The organism is Cupriavidus sp. GW822-FHT03E04, assembly GCF_058801495.1.
The window spans coordinates 281679-306225 of sequence record NZ_JBXANI010000006.1; the positions used below are offsets into that span (position 1 = coordinate 281679).

At 64.4% G+C, this 24547-nt stretch carries 24 protein-coding genes and 1 tRNA gene; 15 read left to right on the forward strand and 10 right to left on the reverse strand.

Annotated elements, in window-relative coordinates; translation table 11 throughout:
• The first annotated feature begins 30 nt into the window (after window positions 1–30).
• The 7 genes from AC1RQC_RS10450 (at window position 31) to AC1RQC_RS10480 (ending at window position 6072) form a co-directional block, all read left to right on the forward strand.
• The gene (locus AC1RQC_RS10450) at window positions 31–651 is read left to right on the forward strand and encodes a 3'-5' exonuclease (protein ID WP_253932072.1); all 621 of its coding nucleotides are present in this window, start codon (window positions 31–33) and stop codon (window positions 649–651) included.
• 157 nt (window positions 652–808) lie between these two features.
• Entirely contained in the window at window positions 809–1303 is a 495-nt protein-coding gene (locus AC1RQC_RS10455; RefSeq protein WP_492830972.1) for a hypothetical protein, read from the forward strand.
• A gap of 85 nt (window positions 1304–1388) precedes the next feature.
• Window positions 1389–2186: a YdcF family protein gene (locus AC1RQC_RS10460; RefSeq protein ID WP_492376817.1), complete on the forward strand. Its 798-nt coding sequence runs from the start codon at window positions 1389–1391 to the stop codon at window positions 2184–2186.
• 239 nt (window positions 2187–2425) lie between these two features.
• On the forward strand, window positions 2426–2671 hold the full coding sequence (locus AC1RQC_RS10465) for a helix-turn-helix domain-containing protein (protein ID WP_492376293.1): 246 nt from the start codon (window positions 2426–2428) through the stop codon (window positions 2669–2671).
• Between the two features lie 510 nt (window positions 2672–3181).
• Window positions 3182–4312, forward strand: a complete 1131-nt coding sequence (locus AC1RQC_RS10470; protein ID WP_492376292.1) for an FAD-dependent monooxygenase — start codon at window positions 3182–3184, stop codon at window positions 4310–4312.
• Window positions 4313–4361: 49 nt separating this feature from the next.
• On the forward strand, window positions 4362–5210 hold the full coding sequence (locus AC1RQC_RS10475; RefSeq protein WP_492883196.1) for an IclR family transcriptional regulator: 849 nt from the start codon (window positions 4362–4364) through the stop codon (window positions 5208–5210).
• A 40-nt stretch (window positions 5211–5250) separates the two neighbouring features.
• Window positions 5251–6072: a DODA-type extradiol aromatic ring-opening family dioxygenase gene (locus AC1RQC_RS10480; RefSeq protein ID WP_492883198.1), complete on the forward strand. Its 822-nt coding sequence runs from the start codon at window positions 5251–5253 to the stop codon at window positions 6070–6072.
• A gap of 132 nt (window positions 6073–6204) precedes the next feature.
• Here the strand turns inward: AC1RQC_RS10480 and AC1RQC_RS10485 are convergent.
• Window positions 6205–6279, reverse strand: a tRNA-Thr gene (locus tag AC1RQC_RS10485).
• 299 nt (window positions 6280–6578) lie between these two features.
• Here AC1RQC_RS10485 and AC1RQC_RS10490 point away from each other — a divergent pair.
• Genes AC1RQC_RS10490 through AC1RQC_RS10505 form a run of 4 tightly spaced genes read left to right on the forward strand, consistent with a single transcriptional unit; the run spans window position 6579 to window position 11633 of the window.
• Window positions 6579–7322, forward strand: coding sequence for a DUF3348 domain-containing protein (locus tag AC1RQC_RS10490; RefSeq protein WP_492376289.1), 744 nt, complete (start codon window positions 6579–6581; stop codon window positions 7320–7322).
• A 9-nt stretch (window positions 7323–7331) separates the two neighbouring features.
• Window positions 7332–10319, forward strand: coding sequence for a DUF802 domain-containing protein (locus AC1RQC_RS10495; protein WP_492883200.1), 2988 nt, complete (start codon window positions 7332–7334; stop codon window positions 10317–10319).
• Entirely contained in the window at window positions 10316–10963 is a 648-nt protein-coding gene (locus AC1RQC_RS10500; protein ID WP_183035725.1) for an OmpA family protein, read from the forward strand. Before AC1RQC_RS10495 ends, AC1RQC_RS10500 begins: the two co-directional genes overlap by 4 nt.
• The gene (locus AC1RQC_RS10505) at window positions 10956–11633 is read left to right on the forward strand and encodes a DUF2894 domain-containing protein (protein ID WP_492883202.1); all 678 of its coding nucleotides are present in this window, start codon (window positions 10956–10958) and stop codon (window positions 11631–11633) included. Before AC1RQC_RS10500 ends, AC1RQC_RS10505 begins: the two co-directional genes overlap by 8 nt.
• A 21-nt stretch (window positions 11634–11654) precedes the next feature.
• Here AC1RQC_RS10505 and AC1RQC_RS10510 read toward each other — a convergent pair whose 3' ends face one another.
• The 8 genes from AC1RQC_RS10510 to AC1RQC_RS10545 all read right to left on the reverse strand — a co-directional run bounded on the left by AC1RQC_RS10510 (window position 11655) and on the right by AC1RQC_RS10545 (window position 16958).
• Window positions 11655–12050 carry a hypothetical protein gene (locus AC1RQC_RS10510; protein WP_492883203.1) on the reverse strand — a complete coding sequence of 132 codons (396 nt, stop codon included), beginning with the start codon at window positions 12048–12050 and terminating at the stop codon, window positions 11655–11657.
• Between the two features lie 28 nt (window positions 12051–12078).
• Window positions 12079–13395 (reverse strand): hypothetical protein, encoded by a 1317-nt coding sequence (locus AC1RQC_RS10515; protein ID WP_492883205.1) that lies wholly within the window; start codon window positions 13393–13395, stop codon window positions 12079–12081.
• Window positions 13376–14101, reverse strand: a complete 726-nt coding sequence (locus AC1RQC_RS10520; protein WP_492883206.1) for a hypothetical protein — start codon at window positions 14099–14101, stop codon at window positions 13376–13378. The genes AC1RQC_RS10515 and AC1RQC_RS10520 overlap by 20 nt, the downstream gene beginning before the upstream one ends.
• An 82-nt stretch (window positions 14102–14183) precedes the next feature.
• Complete coding sequence (locus tag AC1RQC_RS10525; RefSeq protein WP_492883208.1) at window positions 14184–14495, reverse strand: hypothetical protein; 312 nt, start codon at window positions 14493–14495, stop codon at window positions 14184–14186.
• A 109-nt stretch (window positions 14496–14604) separates the two neighbouring features.
• Window positions 14605–15492 carry a DUF4261 domain-containing protein gene (locus tag AC1RQC_RS10530; protein ID WP_492883210.1) on the reverse strand — a complete coding sequence of 296 codons (888 nt, stop codon included), beginning with the start codon at window positions 15490–15492 and terminating at the stop codon, window positions 14605–14607.
• Between the two features lie 138 nt (window positions 15493–15630).
• Window positions 15631–16242, reverse strand: coding sequence for an ATP-dependent Clp protease proteolytic subunit (locus AC1RQC_RS10535; protein ID WP_492830962.1), 612 nt, complete (start codon window positions 16240–16242; stop codon window positions 15631–15633).
• Window positions 16243–16287: 45 nt separating this feature from the next.
• A complete protein-coding gene (locus AC1RQC_RS10540) occupies window positions 16288–16647 on the reverse strand; it encodes an SRPBCC family protein (RefSeq protein WP_492883212.1) in 360 nt (119 codons plus the stop codon).
• Window positions 16644–16958: an ArsR/SmtB family transcription factor gene (locus AC1RQC_RS10545; RefSeq protein WP_492883214.1), complete on the reverse strand. Its 315-nt coding sequence runs from the start codon at window positions 16956–16958 to the stop codon at window positions 16644–16646. Before AC1RQC_RS10545 ends, AC1RQC_RS10540 begins: the two co-directional genes overlap by 4 nt.
• A gap of 227 nt (window positions 16959–17185) precedes the next feature.
• Here AC1RQC_RS10545 and dhaL point away from each other — a divergent pair, with 227 nt between their 5' ends.
• Entirely contained in the window at window positions 17186–18898 is a 1713-nt protein-coding gene (gene dhaL / locus AC1RQC_RS10550) for a dihydroxyacetone kinase subunit DhaL (RefSeq protein ID WP_492883216.1), read from the forward strand.
• Between the two features lie 166 nt (window positions 18899–19064).
• Window positions 19065–19424, forward strand: coding sequence for a hypothetical protein (locus tag AC1RQC_RS10555; protein WP_492883299.1), 360 nt, complete (start codon window positions 19065–19067; stop codon window positions 19422–19424).
• A 44-nt stretch (window positions 19425–19468) separates the two neighbouring features.
• Here the strand turns inward: AC1RQC_RS10555 and AC1RQC_RS10560 are convergent, their stop codons facing one another.
• The gene (locus AC1RQC_RS10560) at window positions 19469–19960 is read right to left on the reverse strand and encodes an MFS transporter (RefSeq protein ID WP_492883218.1); all 492 of its coding nucleotides are present in this window, start codon (window positions 19958–19960) and stop codon (window positions 19469–19471) included.
• Between the two features lie 268 nt (window positions 19961–20228).
• Between AC1RQC_RS10560 and AC1RQC_RS10565 the strand changes: the two genes are divergently transcribed.
• On the forward strand, window positions 20229–21419 hold the full coding sequence (locus AC1RQC_RS10565; protein WP_492812346.1) for an efflux RND transporter periplasmic adaptor subunit: 1191 nt from the start codon (window positions 20229–20231) through the stop codon (window positions 21417–21419).
• A 1-nt stretch (window position 21420) separates the two neighbouring features.
• On the forward strand, window positions 21421–24531 hold the full coding sequence (locus AC1RQC_RS10570) for an efflux RND transporter permease subunit (protein WP_492883220.1): 3111 nt from the start codon (window positions 21421–21423) through the stop codon (window positions 24529–24531).
• Window positions 24532–24547 lie beyond the last annotated feature (16 nt).

The following is a 24547-nucleotide window of genomic DNA, read 5'->3' on the forward strand; positions in this document are numbered from 1 at the left end:
ACTAACCATAGGAAACAGGAAAAGAACACCATGCAGACCGTTGCGGTTCTGGATTTTGAAACGACAGGACTGTCACCGCGTCAAGGCGACCGTGCCACGGAAATCGCAGTCATGCTGCTGCGCGACGGGGAAGTCGTCGACCAGTATCAAAGCCTGATGAACGCGGGCAGACGCATTCCCTCGGACGTCGTGCACCTTACCGGCATCACCAACGACATGATTGCATCGGCACCCGCAGCGTCGAAGGTGATGCGGGAGGTGGCCCAGTTCGTCGGCAAGCATCCCGTGGTGGCCCACAACGCGGGGTTCGACCGCAGGTTCTGGCAAGCCGAGCTCTCGCTGCTGGGCATGCCGGCCGATCAGACCTTTGCCTGTACGATGCTCGTTTCGCGGCGCGTCTACCCGCATGCGCAGAACCACAGGTTGTCGACGCTGGTGGATATGCTGCGCCTGCCGAAGGCCGGGCGCGCCCACCGGGCCATGGCCGACGCGCAGATGACCTGCCACCTCTGGCACCGCCTGCAGCACGATATCGCCGAGACTTACGGCATGCGCCGGGTGGATTACGATCTCATCACCCGCGTGCAGGCCACCAGCAGCGCCAAGGTGCCGGCCCTCCTGCGTTCGCTGGGCGAGAGCCAGGCTCGATGATGCGTGGGCCGAACGCCGGCAATGCACCCGTGACGCAATGACGCATCCTGTGCCCAAGCGGTGGTTATGGCTGGACACCGCGCTGAGCTGGATTGCCCTTCTGGGCATCCTGACGTGTCTTGGCCTGATCGACTTCCATGGGATGCGGCCACTGGACGTGGGCGGCACCCTGTTCGGCGGTAGTTTCAATCAAATGATGTATGCCGGCGCCTGGATCGCGGCGATGGCGGGCTTGCTCCTGGCAACGGCATTTCGTCTGGACGGGCACCGCGCAGCCTGGTGCATGGCCGGGATCGTGCAGACAGGCGCGGGGGCCTGGTGGCTGGTGCACTATCCCGCGACGCACGATGGCAACCTGTTGCTATCGCCAGAGCGGGAAGAGATTGCCGCGGCGATGCTGGTCGGCGTGGCGCTACTGATTGGCGGGGTATTCCTGCATGTCAGAGCGGCCCGCGCACAGCGCCATCGCCCGATATCAAGCACAAGGACGCTCGTGCGGTCCGTGGTTGCCGGCTCATTGATCCTGATCTTCGTCGCCATCCCCCTCGCCAACGCGCTGCGCGCGCCGCTACCGCATTGCGCCTTCAGCAAAGCAGGCTCGCAACTGACCGTTTGCCTGGATGCAGGTGACACGCCCGTCATTGTCGATTGATCTGAAGGCCGCATGGCCAGGCAGCCAGCGCCTGGCCTTGCATCACGCTTAAACATACTGACTAACGATATGGGTCCAAACAACAATGCATGACTTGAAGACTGGCGCATTCTGGCGGCGCGCCTGCCTTGCCCTGCTTGGCGCACTGCTGGTGGCCGATGCCATCGCCCTGATGCTGATGGGGCTGTTCAACTTCGGGGTCGTCCTCCCTCTGGCGATCGGCGCGGCCTTTCTCGCGCTCTCATGGCGCTGGGAGCGGGTAGCGCGATGGCGCGCGGCCAGCCCACGGCATCGATGGATCTGGGCGCTGGGCCGCACAGCATTTGCCGTGTGGCTGGTGACGCTCGGGATGTTCTTCTATTTCATCAGCGCCAGCAACGCGAACTTCCCGGCAACGGGACCGACGGCAAACACCATCCTCATACTGGGCTCCGGCACGCCACGTTGCGCCGCGTCGCCCACCCTGGCTGCACGGCTGGACAAAGGGCTGGCGCTGGCGCGGCAATGGCCGGCAGCGCGAGTCGTGGTGAGCGGCGGCCAGGATTTCGGGCTGCGGTGCAGTGAGGCGGACATCATGGCGGACTACCTGATCGCGCACGGCCTGGCACCGCAGCGCCTGATCCGGGAGGACCGGAGCACCAGCACGGAGGAAAACCTGCTCTTCAGCCACCGGTTGCTTGCGCAACAGGGCGTGAGCGCCGCAGACCCGCTGGTGCTGGTGACCAGTGATTTTCATCTGGTGCGCGCAAAGCGGATCGCGCGTAAGGCTGGGTTCCAGGCAGTGTCTGGCGCAGGAGCGCCAACGCCGCTTTACTTGCGTTACAACGCCTGGCTGCGCGAGTATTTTGCGTTTATCAGTGGCTGGGTATTGCGTGAATTCTGACCGGAAAGAGGCAAGGAAAACGATGAAAGGAAAACGATGAAAGACCGAGGTGACGAAGTGCGTGAGTGATCGGCGCTCAGCAGTAAGCTGCCGGCTTCGGTTTCCGGCCGGCCAGAATCTCCGGTGGACTGCCGCCAATGAATCGCCCCCACTCCTCCCAAGGCCGACCGGCCGAGGGGGCAGCGATTGCCTCGCTCTCTCCAGATACTCAACAGCCAGTTGCCCGCCAAACATTCTAAATGCCAATAGCTTCCCCAAGGCACGGTGGTGCCGCCCCTCTTGTTCAGTTGGGATCCGCGATCAGAGAGGTCCGCCTTCGGCGTGGCCTTTCCCAGGAAGAGCTTGCCCATCGGGCCGGCATCGACCGCTCCTATATGAGTTCGGTGGAGCGCGGAGGGCAAAACCTGGGGATGATGCATCTTTTGAGAATTGCGACTGCGCTTGACGTTACGGTCGCGGAGTTGATGGGTATTGCCAAGCTCTAAGCGTCAACCCTAGCCGACTCGGGAGGTCCAACTCCAGGAACACGCCGGGCATCGGCCCACGCTTGCACTCTGACCGGCGGCGAACAACGGCAAACCCGGCTCGATGCTCTGGGGTCCCAGACATGGCATGCCGCTGCGTGCCTGCCAAGCCATTGCCAACGACGACGCTCCAGAGGTGGAGATCACCGCTGGCGTATGGCGGCAGATTTCGTAGTGATCAGCGCTCGGCAGCAAGCTGCCGGCTTCGGTTTCCGGCCGGCCAGAACCCCCGGCGCACTACCGCCAACGCACCATCGCCCTCACTCCCCCACTCCACTTCCCCTGAGGCCCTAATGCGGCCTCTTTTTTCGTCCTCCCCGCGTAAACCCTCGGATTGACATCCCCACCTCGTCTTTATATTCTTTTATGAACACTACGTTCATATTTGAACATACACCGGCAAGTGCAACCGCTGAGCAGCGAGGCGCACACCCGGGCCCACACCAAGGCGACCCCAGAGGAACAAGCACCATGGCTTCACAAAAGATTGGCATCAACGGCGCCGGCATCGGCGGACTCGCCGCGGCGATTGCGCTGCGCAAGCTCGGGAAGGACGTGGTGGTGTTCGAGCAAGCCTCGCGCTTTGCGCGGGTCGGCGCGGACATCAATCTCACGCCCAATGCCGTGCGCGCGCTGGATGGCCTGGGAGTGGGCGAGGCATTGCGCGAGACCGCCGCGCGGCCCAGCCACCGCATCAGCCGGGTGTGGAACACCGGCGAGGAGACCTCGCGGCTGGCCATGTCCGACGAGGCGCAGATCCGCTACGGCGCGCCGCAGCTCACCATGCACCGCGGCGACCTGATGACCGCGCTGGAAGCCGCGCTGCCGGCAGCCTGTGTCAAGCTGGGCAAGAAGGCGACGCAGATCGAGCGGCATGCGGCCGGCGCCACGCTGCATTTCGCCGATGGCACGCAGGAAGACGTGGATGTGCTGATCGGTGCCGACGGCATCCACTCGGCCGTGCGCACCGCGCTGTTCGGGCCCGAGCATCCGGTCTTCACCGGCGTGGTGGCCTACCGCGCGGTGGTGCCCGCCGAGCGCCTTGCCGGCGTGCCGAACCTGCAGGCCTTCACCAAGTGGTGGGGCCCGGAGGCGACGTCGCAGATCGTCACCTTCCCCCTCAACCGCGGGCGCGAGATCTTTATCTTCGCCACCGTGGCGCAGGAAGCCTGGCGCAACGAATCCTGGACCACGCCGGGTCGTGTGGAAGACGTGCGCGCAGCCTACGCTGGCTTCCATGCCGAAGCGCGCGCGCTGCTTGATGCCTGCGACGACGTGCTGATCTCCGCCCTCTACGTGCGCGACCCGCTGCCCGCCTGGTCGGCCGGCAACGTCGCGCTGATGGGCGACGCCTGCCACCCGATGATGCCTTTCATGGCGCAAGGTGCCGGCATGGCCATCGAGGATGGCGTGGTACTGGCGCGCTGCCTGGCCGAAGCCAATGGCGACGACATCCCCAGCGCGCTCGCACGCTACCGGGCCGCGCGCTTTGAGCGCACCAGCCGCATCCAGATCGGCTCGCGCAGCAATGCCTGGCTCAAGGAAGGCGGCAACGCGGACTGGGTGTACGATTACAACGCCTGGCAGGTAGCCCTCGGCTAAGCACCAAGTCCGCAGGCTGACCTCGCCGCCCCCCCTTTCCACGGAACCGATGAGCAAGAACCCCAAGCTGAACCAGCCCGTGCCCGACGCTAGCGATGCCGCCGATCTCGCCGACGGCGGCGACGAAGACAAGACGCAACTGGTCAGCCCGGTGATCCGCGCCATGCGGCTGCTGCGCTTTATCGCGGAAGGTGGGTCCACCACCAACCTGAGCGAAGTCGGCCGGCGCATCGACGTGAACCGCGTCACCGTGATGCGCCTGCTCGCCACGCTGGAACACGAAGGCATGGTGGAGCGGCTGCCGCAGGGCGGCCACCAGGCGGGCTTCGCTCTGCTCAAGCTGGGCGCAAAGGTGCTGGCAGGCAAGGATCTCACGGTCTTTGCGCGGCGCGTGCTGGCCACCCTGAGCGAATCGCTGCGGCTCTCCGCCTATCTCGGCGTGCTGGATGGCGGCGACGTGCTCTACCTGCTGCGCGATATGCCGCAGACCTCGCTGGTCAGCAATATCCAGGTTGGCAGCCGGGTGCCGGCGCACCTCACCACGCCCGGCCGCATGCTGATTGCCGGCCTGCCGGAAGATACGTTGCGCGAGCGGCTCGGCGAGGAACCGCTCGCGACCGCCACAGGGCAAAGCCCGGCCACGTATGCCCGCCTGGGCGACATCCTCGCCGCCGACCGCGAGCGCGGCTGCGCCTGGAGCTTCTCTGCGTTCGAGCCCGGCATCGACTCTTGCGCGGCGCCCGTGTTCGACGCCAGTGGCGCCACGGTGGCTGCCATCAGCGTGGCCGGCCCGGATATTCGTTTCGAGCGCGACCTCGATCTTCGCGAACGCGTAGAGCGCGAGGTCAAGCGCGCCGCACGCGATTTGTCCGGCCTGCTCGGCTACGCCGCCGGGTAGCGCCACCCACACTGACACCACGTCAACAGGAGACGCCCGGATGACAACGCCTGCACTCCCTACATTCTTCATCTCGCATGGCGGCGGGCCCTGGCCCTGGATGGAGGACCAGATGGGCAGCCGCTACGACAAGCTCAAGGCCGCGCTGCAGCAGATGCCACAACTGGTACAACGCACGGGCATTGCGCCCAAGGCCGTCCTGATGATTTCGGCGCACTGGGAAGAGCCGGAATTCACGGTCATGGCCAACCCGAAGCCGCCCATGATCTATGACTACTACGGCTTCCCGGATTACACCTACCAGATTCAGTACGCGGCACCGGGCGCACCGCAGCTCGCCGCGCGCGTGCAAGGTTTGCTCGAGGACGCCGGCCTGGCCGCGCGGCTCGATCCGCTGCGCGGCTTCGACCATGGCATGTTTGCGCCGATGGCCGCCATCTATCCCGACGCCGATATGCCGACCGTGCAGCTCTCGCTCAAGCGCGGGCTCGATCCGCAAACGCATCTCGCACTCGGGCGAGCGTTGGTGCCGCTGCGCCACGAAGGCATCCTCATCGTGGGCAGCGGGCTGAGCTACCACAACCTGCGCGCATTCGGCCCCGCTGGGAAAGTACCATCGGCTGCATTCGATGCCTGGCTCCAGCAAGCCTTGACGACAACCACCCCAGCGCAGCGCACTGCCGCGCTAACAGGCTGGGAAAGCGCACCCGCCGCCCGGCAGGCCCATCCGCGAGAAGAGCACTTGTTGCCATTGATGGTTGCCGTGGGTGCGGCCGAAGACGACATTGCCACGCGCGTCTACCACGAAGACGACTTCGCCGGCGGCATCACCGTGTCGAGCTTTATGTTTGGGGGAAGCTGAAACTTGAAGGCAGCCGGTGCGGGATTCCGCATTGGCGAGAGTGGCGTGGGCCGGGAGGAACAGCTTGTCGGCGCCAGCTAGCTTGATGAGCCCGCGCGAAGAACGCGAACCTGGGGACCTGGGGAAAAGACATGGTGCCCATGGGCAGGATCGAACTGCCGACCTCTCCCTTACCAAGGGAGTGCTCTACCACTGAGCCACATGGGCAACGATTGCGCGTTGCTTTACTACCTTACTGCTTTATCCTTACCACCAAAAATCACTCTAACCCATTGATTTTTAAGGAATTTTTTGAGTTCCCGCCGAATCAATGGACTGCATTATGGACTAATCGACCCTGCTCGGCAACCCCTTAATCGCGAAAGTTTCCATCTCTGTTCCGGCAGAAATATCTCGCGGCATGTGATTCCGATGTGACTCTGCGTGGGTATTCGCAATTCAAAGCGAAATGCGGTAGGTCCACCCCTCGCTGGCGTGTAAACTGCAGGGTTTTTGATTCAGCCGGTATGGTGCAAGCTCCACAGCACACAGGTTGCAGCGGCCCGACGCTCATTCGCTTGCTTGCGCGCCTTGCGGACGTCGATGTTCCCGAACCCAGACAATCGCTCTCGGACCGACTGAGCCAGTGGCTCGGCTGGGCCGATGCCATCGAACTGTCCACGGCCCTGAACGGCAACCCGCCGTCGGTAGGCCCGGGCGCGCGCGCCTTCGGCAGCGCCGAGGCGCTTGCGTGCGACCGTGTGCGAGCCGCGCTGGCAAATGCCATCGCAGGCGATAGCGCCGTTGCTTCCGCCAAGCGGCGCGGGCAACCGCAAGCGCCTGCCCAGGGAGATTCCATGGATGCAGCGGTCGATTACGCGACTTATCGTCAGCGTTATCTCTCAATGCAGCAGGCGATGGAGACCGATATCGGCAGCTTGCGCGGCCGCCTGCGGGCGATGCTGGCCGCCAGGACGCCCGCCCTGTCGCAGCTCGCAGCGGTGGATGCTGTCATGGAGGGGGCACTGGGTGCGCGCGAGCGCAGCCTGCTTGGTGGCGTGCCCGCTTTGCTGGAAGGTCACTTCGCGCGCTTGCGCCAGGCCGAGCAGGCAATGCTGGCCGATGCCCAGGCCTCGGGCGAGCCCGCGGCGGTCACGTCCGGCGCATGGCTGGACGTGTTCCGCAGGGATATGCGCAGCGTACTGCTTGCCGAACTGGATATTCGTTTTCAACCGGTCGAAGGGCTGCTTGCCGCCCTTCGCTCCAGCTAACAGGACGCCATGTCCAGATATCTTAACTTCGCTGTTTTTCTGGTCGGTCTGGCCGCGGTGTGCTGGATCGGTGTCGGCTACGCCGGCTCGAACTCCCTGGCGCTGGCTGTCACCATGCTGATCGGCGCCTGCTATGTGGCAGGCGCACTCGAGCTGCGGCGCTATCACCAGGCCACGTCCACCTTGGCGCGGGCCATAGCTGGCCTGTCCGAGCCGCCGGCCAGCCTGGATGCCTGGCTGGCGCTATTGCCTGCGAGCCTGCGCAATGCGACGCGCCTGCGCATCGAAGGTGAGCGCGTGGGCTTGCCGGGTCCGTCGCTCACGCCATATCTGGTGGGCTTGCTGGTGTTGCTGGGCATGCTGGGTACGTTCCTGGGCATGGTGGCCACCCTGAAAGGCACCGGCATGGCGCTGGAAAGCGCGACGGACTTGCAGGCCATCCGCGCCTCGCTGGCCGCGCCGGTCAAGGGCCTGGGATTTGCATTCGGCACTTCGGTCGCGGGCGTGGCCACCTCCGCGATGCTGGGGCTGCTTTCGACGTTGTGCCGCCGCGAGCGGACACAAGCGGCGCAGATGCTCGACACCAGGATCGCGACGACATTGCGCATCTACTCGCTGTCCCACCAGCGCGAGGAGACCTTCAAGCTCCTGCAGCGGCAGGCCGAGGTGATGCCCACCTTGGTCGATCGGCTGCAGGCCATGATGGCGGCCATGGAACAGCAGAGCCTGGCCTTGCACGAGCGCCAGCTCGCCAGCCAGGACGCTTTCCACGGCAAGGCCGAGGCCGCGTACACCCGCCTGGCTTCCTCGGTGGAGCAATCCTTGAAGGAGAGCGTCGCCGATAGCGCCCGCGCCGCCGGTGCGGCGCTCCAGCCGGCGGTGGAGGCCACCATGGCAAGCCTCGCGCGCGGGACAGCCGCGCTGCAAGACACCGTCACGCAGGCCGTGCAGCGGCAGCTGGACGGCCTGTCGACCGGTTTCGAGGCGACCACCACCACCGTGGCCGGCATCTGGAACGATGCGCTGGCGGGGCACCAGCGATCGAGCGAAGCGCTTACCCAGGACCTGCGCACCTCGCTCTCCCGGTTCACCGACACCTTCGAGCAACGCTCCGCAGGCCTGCTGGAGGGCGTCTCCACCCGCCTGGAAGCCACGACCGGCAGCCTGTCGGCGGCCTGGAACCACGCGCTCTCCCAGCACGAGCGCGTCAGCCAGAAAATGGCGGGCGACAATCAAAACGCTTTGGCGGCTGCCGCGGCGAGCCTGGAGCAGCAATCGACGGCACTCGTTCGCACGGTAGGCCAGTCGCATGCGGACCTGCAAGCGGAACTGGCTGGGCGAGACCAGCAGCGGCTGGCGGCCTGGGCCGATACGCTCGGCACGCTGGCTGCGACGCTGCGCAAGGAGTGGGAACTGACGGGCGCGCACACCGCGAGCCGGCAGCAGGAAATCTGCGACACGCTGGCGCAGAGCGTGCGCGACATTTCCGCCCAGACGCAAGCACACGCCAGCAACACCCTCGTCGAAATCGACCGGCTCGTGCAAGCCGCTTCGGCGGCCCCCAAGCTGCTGGAAAGCGTCTCCGCCCGCCTCGAAACCGCAACAAGTGGCATGTCGGAAGCGTGGAACAACGCGCTCTCCCAGCACGAACGCGTCAGCGAAAAACTGGCGGGCGACAACCAACACGCCCTGGCGGCGGCCGCGGCAACGTTCGAGCAGCACTCGGCGTCGCTGGTGCGCACCGTGGGCCAGTCGCATGCGGACCTGCAAGCGGAACTGGCTGCGCGAGACCAGCAGCGGCTGGCGGCCTGGACCGATACGCTCGGCACGATGGCGGCATCGCTGCGCCAGGAGTGGGAGCAGGCAGGCACGCACAACGTCAGCAGGCAGCAGGAAATCTGCGACACGCTGGCGCAGAGTGTGCGCGACATCTCGGCCCAGACGCAGGCGCACGCCAGCAACACCGTCGCCGAGATCGACCGGCTCGTGCAAGCCGCTTCGGCGGCCCCCAAGCTGCTGGAAAGCGTCTCCGCCCGCCTGGAAACCGCAACAAGCGGCATGTCGGAAGCATGGAACAACGCGCTCTCCCACCACGAACGCGTCAGCGAAAAACTGGCGGGCGACAACCAACACGCCCTGGCGGCGGCCGCGGCGACGTTCGAGCAGCACTCTGCGTCGCTGGTGCGCACCGTGGGCCAATCGCATGCGGACCTGCAAGCGGAACTGGCCGCGCGGGACCAGCAGCGGCTGGCGGTTTGGACCGATACGCTCGGCACGATGGCGGCGACGCTGCGCCAGGAATGGGAGCAGGCAGGCACGCACAACGCCAGCCGGCAGCAGGAAGTCTGCGACACGCTGGCGCAAACCGCGCGTGACATCTCGGCCCAGACGCAGGCGCATGCCAGCAACACCATCGCCGAGATCGCCCGGCTCGTGCAAGCCGCTTCGGAAGCCCCCAAGGCAGCCGCCGACGTCATTGGCGAACTGCGCCAGAAGCTCTCGGACAGCATGGTCCGCGACAACGCGATGCTGGAGGAGCGTGGCCGCTTGCTGGAAACGCTCGAAACCCTGCTCGATGCCGTGAACCACGCCTCCACCGAGCAGCGCACGGCCGTCGACGCGCTGGTGGGCACGACGGCGGATCTGCTGGATCGTGTTGGCACCCGGTTCACCGACAAGGTCGAGGCTGAAGCCGGGAAGCTGGAAGCCGTCGCCGCGCAGGTCACCGGCAGCGCCGTCGAGGTGGCAAGCCTGGGCGAAGCCTTCGGCATGGCGGTGCAGCTGTTCGGCGAGTCGAACGACAAGCTGGTGGCCCACCTGCAGCGCATCGAAGCCGCGCTGGACAAGTCCGCCGCGCGTAGCGACGAACAGCTTGCCTATTACGTCGCACAGGCCAGGGAAGTCATCGACCTGAGCATGCTGTCGCAGAAGCAGATCGTCGAAAACCTGCAACATCTCGCAGGACAGCGGGCGCCCGCCAGCGCTGAAGCGGCATGAGCGAGGAGATCGACGCCGGCGTGGAGCCGACCGTGCCGATCTGGGCCGTCTTCGGTGACCTGATGTCGGTACTGCTGGGCGCCTTTGTGCTGATCCTGGTGAGCGTCATCGGCGTGCAGCTTGAACTCTCGACCAGGCTGGAGGAGGAGGTCAAGCAGCGGCAGGTGGAGAAGCATCGCCGCGAGGCCCTTGAGCAAGCGCTGGCTGGCCCGCTGGCGGCGGGCCGGGTGACGCTGGTCAACGGGCGCATCGGCATCAAGGGCAGCGTGTTGTTTGCCCTCAACTCCGATCAATTGCAGCCCGAAGGCCGGGAGGTGTTGAAGAGCCTGGCCGCGCCGCTGTCCGCTTACCTCCAGGCCCGCGAGGAGATCCTGATGGTGAGCGGATTTACCGACGACCGCCAGGTGCGCGAGGCCAACCGCCGCTTTGCCGACAACTGGGAGCTGTCGGCCCAGCGCGCGCTGACGGTAACCCGCGCGTTGATCGATGAAGGCGTCCCGCCCTCCTCGGTGTTTGCGGCCGCCTTCGGCGCCGAGCAGCCCGTGACCTCGAATGCCAACGACGAGGGACGGGCCAAGAACCGGCGCGTGGAAATCGCACCGATTCCGAGGCCGTCCAACGAAACGGGGAAGCCGCGTGATTAGTGGCGAGATTGGTGGCGAAAGCCACGACGCCCTTGCCACGCTCGACGCATGGCGCGCGCGTGGCGCCGATCGCCTGAATCCTGTCCGCTTTCGATTCATCGAGGCGCTGGCCCGACGCGCGGCCGCCTACAGCGGCGATGCGCGACACATCCTGGACGGCAGGCTGGCCAAACTACTCGAGGCCTATGCCGGCGATCTTGAAAGCGCCGGTTGCAACGACAGCAAGGACGGCAACTTCGGCGGCACAGCATTACCAGGCGCTCCCCCTCGCGGGCCACTGGCCGGACTGGTCAACTACATCGCCATCCGGGCGCCGTCGGACCGCGGCGCCCCCGCAGCGATTGCTGGCGTGCCCCGTCGCGCGTCCTTACCGGACATGGAGGTGCTCGACTACTTCCGGGAAACCTGGTCCAGGGTCAGCACCGATCGACGGTTGCGGCAGTCGCTGGAGCAAGTGCCCGATAATGCCGGCCCGCTCAATTCGAGCCGCCTCGTGCATCGCTCGCTCTCCCTGATGCGCGATCTGTCGCCTGAATATCTCCACCAGTTCTTGTCGTACGTCGATGCCTTGTCGTGGATGGAGCAGATGAACGGCGGCGGTGTCATGGCGGGTAAAGACGCGCCGCGCGCAGGGAGCATCAAGCCGAGCGCTCGCAGCAGGCCACGCTAGCGCAGCTTGGAGGACGACGGGTCAATATCGGCTTAGTTCGTCCCGGCGAGCCGTACGATGCCACGCCACAGGTGCGAGGAGCAGCACCGCCAGAAGGAACCCCACCTGCGAAAGATAGAACGGCTCGAACCACTGCCGATTCAATGCGACGTAAAACGTGTTGTGAACGACGTCGACAATGATGATTGCCGCGGTGAGAGCAATGCCCACCCTTGGATTGACGAAAAGAAGCAGTGCCGCCAAAGGATCGACAAACGTCAGCGCGCCCCAGAACACCCGGCTGGCCCAGTACGCGCCATTCCCATAGCCGTAGTCCCAGAGAAAGCCATGTTGAAAATCTGCCCGCACGTGATTGGCTGTCGCGATCAAAAGACAGCAGGCAAAGAGAAGACGGATGGAGAATGAAACGCTTGGCATGGGTCGATCTGTCTGCTTGGTCGTCTATCTAGCGTTTGCCTGTGGCGATCGGCGGCGCTTCGCAAGCCTGCGCCGTGAGCTCCGATGTATCCGCGCACTGCCGCCACACCGCCTCCGGCATTGCCGCCACCAGCACCAGGTCCTGCCCCGGCGCATAGTTCCAGAACACCCGGCCCGGACGCGCGCGCGCGGTTTCCCAGATCTTGCGCTTCTGTTGCGCGGTGAGGCGGATGTCGCTGCCCCGCCCGCTGTTGCCAGCGGCGAGCACCTCGCGCTGCCCGGCGCTGAACGCCATCATGTCGCCCGCGGCCTCGTCGCCGGGCAGCAGCAGGATCTTCCATGGGTAATGCCAGGACTCCACCGATGGAACACGCCAGTCCGGGCCGTTCAGTACCATGGTGTATTGCGCGGGATTGCTCGCGGCATAGCTTGAGTCCCGCCCCTCCTGGGCGCCCAGGCTTTCGGGCAAGCGATAGGGCAGGCCTGCGTTTATCGACGAGTAGCCCTCGCTCGGGCTTTCCTTGACGTACAGGTGCTGTGGCTTGCCTTGCGCGTCGAAGGTGCGCACCTGCACACGCCGCCCATGGGCATCGCGCTGGATCATGTGCAGCAGGTGGCCATCGGCATCATGCACATAGCGCAGCGCGGCCGTCTCGCCGGAGCCGGACTCGCATGCCCCTTCGCCCGACGAGGCAAGCCAGCCTGCCTTGTCGTAGCGTAGGCAATGCTGGCTGGACAGCTTTGGCGGAGCGTCGTCATCGCTGTCATACGTGTCGAACCCAGCCAAGCGTGCCGCGCCGTCGTAGCGCAGGACGAGCGTGCGCTCCCGCTTGTAGTCTTCAGGCCCGGCCGCACGCGCATCGTTGGCACGATTGCCCGGCTGGCCGTGCCGCCGCTCCGATGCGTAACGAAGGCTCTGCGCCGGACTCAGCAGCGCCTCGCGCCTTTGTTCGAACGCTTCGGTGAAGCGGTACTGCTCCACGCGGCACAGGTGGCGCGCGCTGTCGCCCGCATCATCGAAGTACAGCACGGTTGGGCCCACGCGCTGGTCCGTGGGCAGGCCGTAGACCGACCAGTCGACCTGCTCAGCCCATAGCAAAGCCCGCGCGCGGCCGGCAATGGAGATGCGCAGCGGCGTGTCCAGGTTGTCCGACTTGACGCGCGCGCCATCCAGGCCCAGCAGCGTGCCCGCTTCGTCCAGCGGAAAGTCCACCACAACCCGCGTCATCGCAGCCGAGGCGCTGGCCGCCGGATCGCACACGGCGTGAGCGACCGGCGAGACGGAAAGCGCGAGCAGCAGTGCCAGCGTTTGCGCTGGACTAGGCCTATTGAAATTGCGTGGCATGGAGGTAGGACACCAGGTTCCAGAACTCGGCGCTGACGCCGCCCAGGCGCAATGCGCCGCTCTTGTCATCCATCAACAGGAAGGGATAGGCACGCCGCTCAAACCTGCCCGCCGGTGGCAGGCGATAGGGCTCGAAGCGCTTGGGGTCGCTGAAGTAGCGCTCCGTGGTGTCGCCACCGCCGCCGTTGATGTGCATATACCAGACGCTAAGGTTGTGCGCGCCGATCGTCGCTTCGTTCTCCGGATAGATGCCGCCGTCACCCGCCGGCACCGCGTCGCGCAGCAGGTCGAAGAAGATGCGCCCCGCACCCACCACCGCGAAGCCGCTGCCCGCGCTAATGTCGCTCTGTTCCGCCAGAGCCTTCAATAGCGGCACGGCACGCGATTCCGGCACGACTGACTTTGCGAAAACCTGCTCGATCTGCGCCTCAGTGATCTGCGCGCCCGCCTTGCGCCGCTGCTGCAGCGTGGCGAAGTCGGTTTCGAATTGCTGCTGCCATGCGCGATAACGCTGCGCTTGTGCCGCGCGGTCGAACTGCTGAGCAAATGCGGACGTCGTGAACAGAAGAGCGAGCATCCAGAAGGCCAGCGCCCGGATGCTTGCGCTCTTGCCAGGTCGTGTTCTCATGATGTCGACGGCGAAGTGGTTCTTCTGTTGCGCGGCGCGGCGCAGGGTGGTCAGGCGTCTTTGCAAGGCGGTGGACATTCAGGTGGGATTGGTGTGAGCATTTCAAAGGTGACGAGGCAATTGGATCGGCGACAGCCTGGCGCATTGGTTCATCCGCGCGTCAACCTGTCCTTCGATGGATGGCGCGCCGCGTGAAAAGGGTTGCCAGCATGCCGATCAGATAACCACTGCCGGTGGCCACGCTGATGAACAAAACCAGAAGGCCCGAGTACGGTCGCCCCCAGATTGTCGCTGCGGCAAATGCTGCGATTGCCATGCTGGCCGGCAAAGCCACGCGCCATATTACCGAGCGCAGCTGCATGCTCCCGACGGCTGCGGAGATGCCCCCCACAAGCAGGCCGAGGCCAAAGGCGATGTCTTCGATGTCTACTCTCCATTGAGTGTGTGGTTGATGCGTTCCCGGCAGCGCCATTGTCGCGCGGCCAGGCCGCCTCGCACCTACGCGCGCGAAGGCACATGAGAAGGAGCATGCCGGCCCCGGGCCACGCAAATATTCGTCAAGCGGCAACAGTTACGCAGTGCTACAGATTGATCTGCGCCTCCGTAATCACCTCTGCAACCAGCATCTTTCCGGGGCCATCCAGGAAATACTCCACCTCGGCCGGCTCGCGCAGTTTCATATAGGTGGATTCGCCGATCTGCATGGTATGCCCGGCCGCCAGCTCCGCGCCGCTTTCCATCATATAGCCCATGATGTTGTTGAAGATGTCGGCATACCGCTGGCCCTCTTCGTGCCCACTGGCAAGCACAGCAAAGTCGGGGAGTCCGAACAGGTCGCCGCCATAGGTGCGCATCCACACGCCCTGTACATCCTGCACTTCATACTTGACGAACCCGCAGTAGAGGGCATTGAGCGGCAGGCTGCGCAGCAATTCCAGGCTCTCGCTGCCAAGACTGTCTGGCGCCAGGATACCGGCGGGCAGTGAGGTGCGCGCATGCTCGTTCAACACCGCCAGGGCACCGAAGCCCGCCAGGGCGCCGGCTACGGCGGCGAGCGCTACGTACTGCTCCAGCGGATTGTCGTCAAAACCAGCGTAGTACAGGATGATGTGGCTGGTGTGCGCGCGTACCTCGTCCTTGACCTGCGCCGGGTAGGCTGCGGGCGCCACGCAGGCTTCGAGCGAGTCCTGCGGATAGGGGGCATCGAAACCAATCAGCCGCACCACATGCTTGCCCCAGCCGATGAGCCCGAACAACTCCTGCATATCTGGCGCAATCTCGGCGCGGGCCTTGCTCATGGAGGGATGAAAGGCGCGCAAGGCGGTCGTCAACGCAGCCGCCTGCATCGTGAGCGGTCCGCAGAACAGCACCTGCAGGCTAAGCGGATTCTCGATAGCGGCGTTGGCGGTCAGGGCGGTGGCATCGGCAGATTCGTCGGCGCGTCCGAAGTAGCGGGAGAAGATGTTCATCTGTTGTACGGGCGGAGTAAGGTAAGCGCGAAATCCACGCATCGCGCCGCCAGTTTACAGGCCGCAATCACAGCTGTCGCCTTCCCGCATCAAGATCCGAGTTCTACTGGCCGGCGCCAGGAGGCTCGGCTCGCTCGCTCACCGCAACGGTGTCGGCTCCCGTTGCGTGAGGACGCGGTCGATCAGCCCCCATTCCAGCGCTTGCTCCGATGTCATGTAGCGGTCTCTGTCAAGGGTGCGCTCGACCTCCTCGTAGGTGCGCCCGCAATGTTCGGCATAGAGCCGGGTGACACGATGCTTGGTCCGCTGCATCTCCTCGGCATGAATGAGGAAATCCGACGCCTGCCCTTGAAAACCGCCCAGCGGTTGATGGACGTGCAGACTCGCATTGGGGAGCGCCGCCCTTTCGCCTGGCTCACCCGCCATCAGCAGAAACGAGCCCATGGAGCGCGCGGTTCCCATGCACAGCGTATGCACCGGCGCTTTGATGTATTGCATGGTGTCGTACATGGCGAGACCGCTTGTAATGACCCCGCCGGGCGAGTTGATGTAGAGATGGATAGGCTTCGCCGGATTCTCGGCTTCCAGGAACAGGAGCTGCGCACAGACCAATGCGGATACCGCATCGTTGACCTCACCGTTCAGGAAGACGATCCGCTCGCGCAGAAGCCGCGAATAGATGTCGAAGGACCGTTCTCCCCGGCTGGATTGCTCGACGACCGTAGGGACGAGTTGCATCATTTCGCGCATTGGCGAACTCCTGTCTTCCAGATTTGCGGTTGCCGGCGCGAGGCGTCAGGCGGCGCGCATGAGGTAGGGCCAGCTGTCGTTCGCGGCCGTCGGCGCGTGGCGCTCTAGCCGAGCGTCTTCCAGCACGTGGATGATTCTGAGCACGGTGCCGCCAACGGCATTGGGCTTGAGCCGAAACGTCACTGTGCTTTCGAGGAAAGGCGGCTCTTCGTCCCGCATCCTGTAGCGAATTTCCTCGTCTGGCGTCGAAGAAACCGGCTCGGCATCGGCCAATGCTCCCTGGGGCAGCCATTTCTCGCGAAACGCGGGGATGCTGATTGCCCGCCAGACCTTCTCGGGCGGCGCGTCGAGTTCGTATTCGAGCACCAGATCCTTCATCTGCCCTTCGGTTTGCATGTCGTTCATTGGTCCATGTCCTTCAGCAAAGCCTTCAACGTGTCGACGCGCGCCGGCCAGTAGGCGCGATACTTAGCCAGCCAGCCGGCGATGAGGGCCAAGCCCTCTGGGTTGACCTCGTAATTCACGAAACGGCCTTGCCGCTCTTCGCGCACCAGCCTTGCGTTGCGCAGGACCGAAAGGTGCTGGGACATGGCCGACTGGCTGATCTCCATGCCTTGCCGCAAGGCACTGGCGTTCATGCTGCCAGCCGCCAGCTTCTCGAAGATCATGCGGCGGGTCGGATCGGCCAACGCCTTGAAGATGTCGTTTTCAATCATGACAATACATTAGCGTATACTTATATGAATCACAAGCACTCCGAATGTTGATGCGCGGTATTTCTCCGGTACCCCTGACGCGCGTAGCTGCACGTTCAGCCTCGGCCAGTTGATTCCGCTTACTATAAGAAATTGTCACCGTGGCTGGCTGCGTCGCTGGACGGATGCCTTGGCGGTGCCCCAGCCAGCATTCCTGGCGACAGATTCAGGCGAAAGGGAACATTACGATGAAGAAACTGATCAATGACCCGCTTTCAGTGGTCGACGAAATGCTTGAGGGCGTTGTGCTGGCCGACCACAGGCTGACGCTGCTGGCAGGCGAGAACACTGTCGTTCGCAAAGACTTCCAGGCGCTCGCCGCCGCCAACAAGGTGAGCATCATTTCGGGCGGCGGCGCCGGCCACGAACCTGCCCACGGGGGTTACGTAGGCAGCGGCATGCTGACTGCTGCCGTTGCCGGGCCGGTATTCACCTCGCCCAGCGTGGACGCCGTTCTCAACGCCATCATGACTGTCGCCGGCCCGGCTGGCGTGCTTTTGATCGTGAAGAACTACACAGGCGATCGCCTTAACTTCGGGCTGGCAGCAGAGATTGCCAGAACGTTCGGCGTGAAGGTCGAGATGCTGGTGGTGGGTGATGACGTTGCCCTGAACGACAACGGCGGTCTGGTAGGCCGCCGCGGCATTGCCGGCACGGTATTCATTCATAAGGTCGCGGGCGCTGCAGCCGATGCCGGCCTATCGCTCATGGAGGTCAGGGCCGAGGCTCAACAGGCAGCCGCAGGTTTGTTCAGCATGGGGCTGGGGCTAAGTGCCTGTACGGTACCGGCCGCCGGAAAGCCGGGCTTCAAGATCGAAGCCAACGAAGTCGAATACGGGCTCGGCATTCACGGCGAGAGTGGCGTGCGTCGTGGCCCTATCCGGCGGGCGGATGACATGGTCAACGTTCTCTTGGAACGAATCATCGAGCAGGGCCGATTGAAAGCAGGCGATCGTGTCGCGCTGATGGTCAATAACCTCGGCGCCACACCAGCGCAAGAATTGGACATTGTCACCCGCCAGGCCCTGCTGAGATGCTCTGCGCACGGTATCAAGGTGGAAGCTGCGATGGTCGGCACCTTTCTTACCGCGCTGGAAATGGCCGGCTGTTCGATCTCCCTCATGCGGGTCGACGATGCGATTCTGGCGCGCCTCAATGCCCCCGCCGGCGCCACCGCCTGGCACGGCATGACCGTTCCCGCAGTTGGAATTTCCAGGCAGTCTTGTGATAAGGCGGCGGAACAAAGCGCAACCCAGGGTGCTGCGTGGCCTGCGGCCAACGCCCAGGTGTTCAGGCGTGTCCTGCAGTCCGTCACACAAGCCCTGCAGCGAAACGAGGAGATCCTGACCGAGCTGGACTCTGTTGTCGGGGATGGCGACATCGGCATCAGTCTCGCCCGAGGCGCACGCGCGATCGACGACGCACTCGATACCCTCGCTTTGGATCGGCCGGCCATTGCCCTGCAGCAGATATCGGGCATCCTGCGTCGGGTCCTGGGGGGAACTTCCGGCCCGTTGTACGCGGTATTTGTCCTGCGTGCCGGCGCTGCCCTTTCGACCAGCACAAGCCTCACCTCGATATCCGCCTGGGCCGAAGCGCTGCAAGCAGGCTGCGACGGCATGGTCAGGCTGGGCGGCGCTGGAGCCGGTGACAGAACGATGCTCGATGCCCTGCTGCCTGCGGCCCTCGCGTTGCGCTCGCAGGAGGCAGGTCAGAGCGCATTGCATGCCGCAGCTCAGGTAGTGAATGCAGCCTTGGGTGGCGCGGAAGCGACGCGCAACATGATGCCGCTGAAAGGCCGCTCGTCCTACATCGGAGAACGAGCACTCGGGCATGTGGACCCCGGCGCCTTTGCCATTGGCGTATGGACGAAAGCCATCGCCTCGGCCCTGGAAACATAGTGCCGTTGCGGCAGATGGAATGAATTATGGGCCAGTCACTGCCCCTTGGCAGTAAGCGAATCGGCATCCCTGTGGTGAAGGGGCGCTAGGATTTCGGTAGTGCCTCAGGCCGAGCGTTGTAGCTGCCATCCGTAAAAGTGGCGTTGAAGCCCGCATACGCGTCGGCATGCAGGATGCCGCGGAAGCCGGCCAGATGAGCTTGGGGGGGCAAGCACTGGCGATTTGCAGCGCGCATCCGGCACTCAAGAACACCAGCGCCACCAGCATCGCCCGCTCTTCGCCCAGCCGGTGTCGCAGCTTCAAGCCGATGACGGAAAACAGTCCCAGCAGCAAAGCAGGCAAGGTGGTGACGAGCAGCGTGATGGTTAGATCGATATCCAGGCGCTTGAGCAAGGGGCCAGATGATTCGCAGGTTCAAGGCGATCAGAATGAAGCCCACCCCAAGCAATCATTGGTCGCTGGTTCCCCACCCATCCGGGGCGCCAGTTCGTTCTATGTTCTGTTGATCGGTATGTTTCATGCCTAGTCCTATGCTGACGTCAAGATGCCCATGGAGCCGGAGGCGACGAGCTATCCGAGCGACCCGACATTTGGCCTGCCGAGCGGCGCGGCCCTGAGATATTGCAGGGTGAGCATGAGTACCCCCAACAGACCGGCGATAATGCCAGCCAGCATTCCCAGGTACCCAAGCCAGTCCAGAAGCAAGCCCGCCAGCATGGGCATCACCATCCGCGTCAAGGCGAACAGACTGGACTGAATGCCATAGTCCAGGGCGGTCATGCCGGGGCGGGTGTGGTACGTCATCAGGCCGAACAACAGGCCGGCGGCGGCCCCCATCGCCACGGCAATCGACAGGGGGGCGGCAATCAACACCGAGTGCGGAGCGTGGCCGGCGACCGCAGCCGCCAAAGCCACTACCACCGCCAGATTGAGCAACGCGCCGGCAGGCAGTGTTGCGCGTACCCCATACCGCTTGGTGACATAGCCGCCGATCATGCTGGCGACGGCACCGACAAGGCCGCCCGCAACGCCCGCTACCCAGGCAACGTTCTCGGCCTTCATCCCTTGGTCGAGCAGGAGCGGCTTCAGGTGGACAGCCCCGGCCACTCACAACTAGCCTGACGAATGACGGAAGCCGCCCCGTCTTCGGTCATAGCGAGCCGCGTGGTCGTGGTAGCCTGACGCCAACATTTGTCAGGCCGGTGAATGCCATTTCATGCGCGGCCGGCGACATCGCGATTGCGCGCGAGCGTACTGCCCAACACAACTGTCAGCGTGGCGTCAGCGTGGCGCCAGCGATCTTCCGCTATAAATTCCTTGCCAATGATTCATGGCCCGCAATGGCCTACCCGAAATGCAATTGCCGCCCCTCTCCACCCGCTCGCGACGCGCGGCTCTGGCCAGTTCTGCCCTCGCACTGATCCTGCTCGGCACACTGGGCCTGCTCCAGCGCAGCCAGTCGAGCCATTCGCCCGCCCCCGCAGCGCCGCCCCCGCCCGTTCCGGTACTGCTTTCACGCGTGGAGGCGCGGGATGTGCCACGCCAAGCGGAAAGCGTCGGCACAGTGCGTTCGTTGCGCGACGTCGTGGTGCGGGCGCAGATCGATGGCCATCTCACACGCCTTTATGTGGTTGAAGGCCAGCAAGTCACGAAGGGAGAATTGCTAGCGTCCCTGGACGACCGCCCCGTCCAGGCGGCACTCAACCAGGCCCGCGCCACGCTGGAGCTGACCCTGGCTCAACTGCGGATAGCCGAACTGGATCTGAAGCGCTACAAGACCTTGATAGGCGAGAACGCGATCCCGCGCCAGACACTCGACCGGCAAGTAGCCTTGGTGGAACAGCTACGCGCGACCGCGCAAGGCAACCGCGCCGCGATCGCCGCCGAGGAAGTGCGGCTGTCTTATACGCGGATACGCTCGCCCATTTCTGGGCGGGTCGGTCTGCGCAATGTCGACGAAGGCAATCTGGTCCGTATGAATGACACCGAGGGGCTGTTTACAGTGACGCAGATCGCACCGATAACGGTGGAGTTCGCCATGCCGCAGTCGGCGCTGCCAGTATTACAGAGCCTGATTCGCGCCGGCACGCCGGCCGCTGTGCAAGCGATATCTCGCGAGGCTGGAACGTCCGTGGCGCAGGGACGACTGCTGGTGATCGACAGCCGCGTGGGTACAAGCAATGGCGCGGTACGTGTCAAGGCGGAGTTCGATAACAGTGCTGGTCAGCTCTGGCCCGGCCAGTTTGTCACTGTGCGTCTACAGACAGGGCTGCTGCACGACGCGCTGGTTTCCACGCCTGCGGTGCTCCGCTATGGCGAGCAGGACAAACCGTATGTGTTCCGCCTGAAGCCGGACAGCACAGTGGAAATCATACCCGTCAACGTCCTCTACCAGGACCGGCAGCAAGTCGTGATCGATGGCGTGACCGCCGGCGACCAGCTGATATCCGACGGACAGTCGCGCCTGCGCCCTGGCGTACGCGTGACCGTTCCGCCTGCCACCACGAAGGCGAGAATCTGACGTGACAGAACGAGCCCCCCTCTATCGCTGGTTCGTCGATCACCCGATCGGCACCGTCCTGCTCGCCATGGCGTTGGTCCTGCTGGGCGTAGTCAGCTACTTCCAGTTGCCCGTCGCACCGCTTCCTGAGGCCGAAGTGCCAACCATCCAGGTCAACGCGCTACTGCCTGGAGCAAGTCCCGACACCATAGCGTCGTCAGTCGCCACACCGCTTGAGGTCCAGTTTAGTGCGATCCCGGGCATCGCGGAGATGACGTCAACCAGCGCATTGGGCTCAGCTAGCATCGTCCTCCAGTTCACGCTGGATACACGGCTCGACAGCGCCGTGCAGGAGGTACAGGCGGCGATCAACCGGGCCAGCAGCAGGTTGCCGCCTGACATGCCGTCCATGCCGACCTGGCGCAAGGTCAACCCAGCCGACAGCCCAGTCGCGATCATTGGCGTGCATTCCGATTCGCTCTCGCTGACCGAGGTCAGCGACTATGCAGAGCGTGTTCTGGTGCGCGAGATCGGCCAATTGCCCGGCGTGGGCCTGATCACTACCACCGGCCTGCGCAGACCGGCCATTCGCGTGCAGGCGTCGCCCGTGGCGCTCGCGGGCGTGGGCCTGACGCTGGCGGACATCCGCACCGCCATTCGCGCCGCCAGCCGCAATGCGCCGAAAGGCGCGCTATATGGCGACACGCGCGTGAGCACGCTCGACACCAACGGCCAGTTGCTCGAGCCAGGCGCCTACGGCGACCTCGTGGTTGCCTGGCGGGGGGGCAGCCCGGTATTCCTGAAGGATGTGGCACAGGTCGCGCTGGGCCCAGAGGATGCCTATGTGAACGCATTTCCTAACGGCCGGCCAGGTGTCGCCCTGTCGATCATGCGCCAGCCCGGCGCCAACATCGTCGGGACATATGACCGCATCGCACGCGCGCTTCCTGCCCTGCGCGAAGCGCTGCCCGCAGCCATTCAGGTAGAGATCACCAACGACCGCACCCGCACGATTCGCGCCTCCCTGCACGAGGTCGAGTTGACGCTAGTGATAACCATCGCATTGGTGATCGGTGTGATGGCGCTGTTCCTACGCCAGTGGTCTGCCACACTGGTCGTCGCGGCGGTGCTAGTAGTGTCCCTGGCGGCCACCTTCGCGGCCATGTACCTGATGGGTTTCAGCCTGAACAACCTGACGCTCGTCGCTGTGGTGGTGGCGGTTGGCTTCATCGTCGATGACGCCATCGTCGTGATCGAGAACATTCATCGTTATCAGGAAACCGGGCTGAGCATGCGACAAGCCGCGCTGCGCGGCGTGGAAGAGGTCGGTTCGACCGTTTTATCAATCGGCCTGTCGCTGGTGGCCGTGTTCATCCCGCTCCTGTTCATGTCTGGCGTGGTCGGCAGGCTGTTCCGCGAGTTCGCGCTGACCTCTGCCGTGGCCATCCTGATCTCCGTGGTCATTTCTCTGACGCTGGCGCCATCGCTGGCTGCCGTGGCCATGCGCCGGGGTGCGCATGGCGTTGATTTCAAGCAATCCCGGCTGTCCGCATGGCTCGTGCAGCGATACGCCGTCGGACTGCGCTGGTGCCTGCGGCGACAGGGCCTTATGCTAAGCGTGTTCGGCATCACTGTATGCCTCAGTGCAGCCGGCTTCGTGCTGATGCCAAAGGGCTTCTTTCCTCTGCAGGACACAGCCTTTATCGTAGGCACCTCCCAGGCGGCCGCCGATGTCCCATACACGGCCATGCTCGAGAAGCACCGTGCGCTGACTGACATCATCCGCGCCGATCCTGCCGTGCTCACGATCACCCAGTCAGTTGGTATGACCGGTGGCAGCCAGACACTGGCCAACGGGCGCTTCTGGATAGTGCTCAAGGACCGCTCGAACCGCGATGTTTCAGCCAGTGCCCTAATCGACCGGCTGCGCCCCAAGCTGGCGGCAATACCCGGCATCCAGCTTTATCTGCGCGCAGCGCAGGACATCAACATCGGCGCGGGCCAGCCGCGCGCCCAATATCAATATGTGCTGAAGGCGAACGACACGGGCAATCTGTACACTTGGTCGCAGCGCCTGGCCGCTGAACTACAGAAGGATCCGCTCTACCGCGACTTGTCCAGCGACCTGCAGCTCGGCGCCAACGTCATTCGCCTGCAAATCGATCGCGCAGCTGCCGCCCGCCTGGGTCTCACCGCAGGCGATGTAGACGACGCGCTATATAACGCCTTCGGCCAGCGCCAGATCAATGAATTCCAGACCGATACCAACCAGTACAAGGTGGTGCTGGAAGTGGACGGCGACGGTCGAGGCGATATCGAGACGCTTCAATCGCTCCGGCTGCGCTCGCCGATTTCCGGTGACATGGTGCCGCTCTCAGCCATCGTCACCATCGCCGCGCCAGGTGCCGGGCCGGTTTCGATCCTGCACCACGGCTTGTTGCCCGCCGTCAACATATCGTTCAACCTGGCTGCGCGCGCGCCGCTCGGCGACGCCGTGGCGCGGATCGATGAGATACGCCGACGCATCGGCATGCCCGCCTCCATCCAAGGCACATTCCTCGGCTCGGCCCAGGCATTCCAGGAGGCGCTGGCTGGTCAGCCGAGCCTGATCCTGGCTGCGCTGCTCGCCGTATACATCATCCTCGGTGTGCTGTACGAGAGCCTGGTCCATCCGCTCACCATCCTGTCCACGTTGCCGTCGGCCGCCATTGGCGCTCTCGCCTTCCTGTGGCTCGGCGGCTTTGACTTCTCGATCATGGCGCTGATCGGCGTAATCCTGCTGATCGGCATCGTCAAGAAGAACGGCATCCTATTAATCGATTTCGCGCTCGAAGCGCGGCGCGCGCGCGACATCAGTCCTGGACAGGCCATCTATGAGGCCGCGCTCACGCGCTTCCGTCCTATCATGATGACCACGCTGGCAGCTCTGCTAGGCGCCGTACCGCTGATGCTCGGCTTCGGTACCGGCGCGGAGCTACGGCAGCCCCTCGGCGTGGCCGTGGTCGGCGGCTTGCTGTTGAGCCAGATGCTCACGCTCTTCACCACTCCAGTGGTCTACCTGGGACTTGACAGGCTCTCGCGTTACCGCAGGAGACCCGTGCAATTGCAGCAGCCGGCGGCTGCCACGGAATAGGGCGACGCCATGCAGA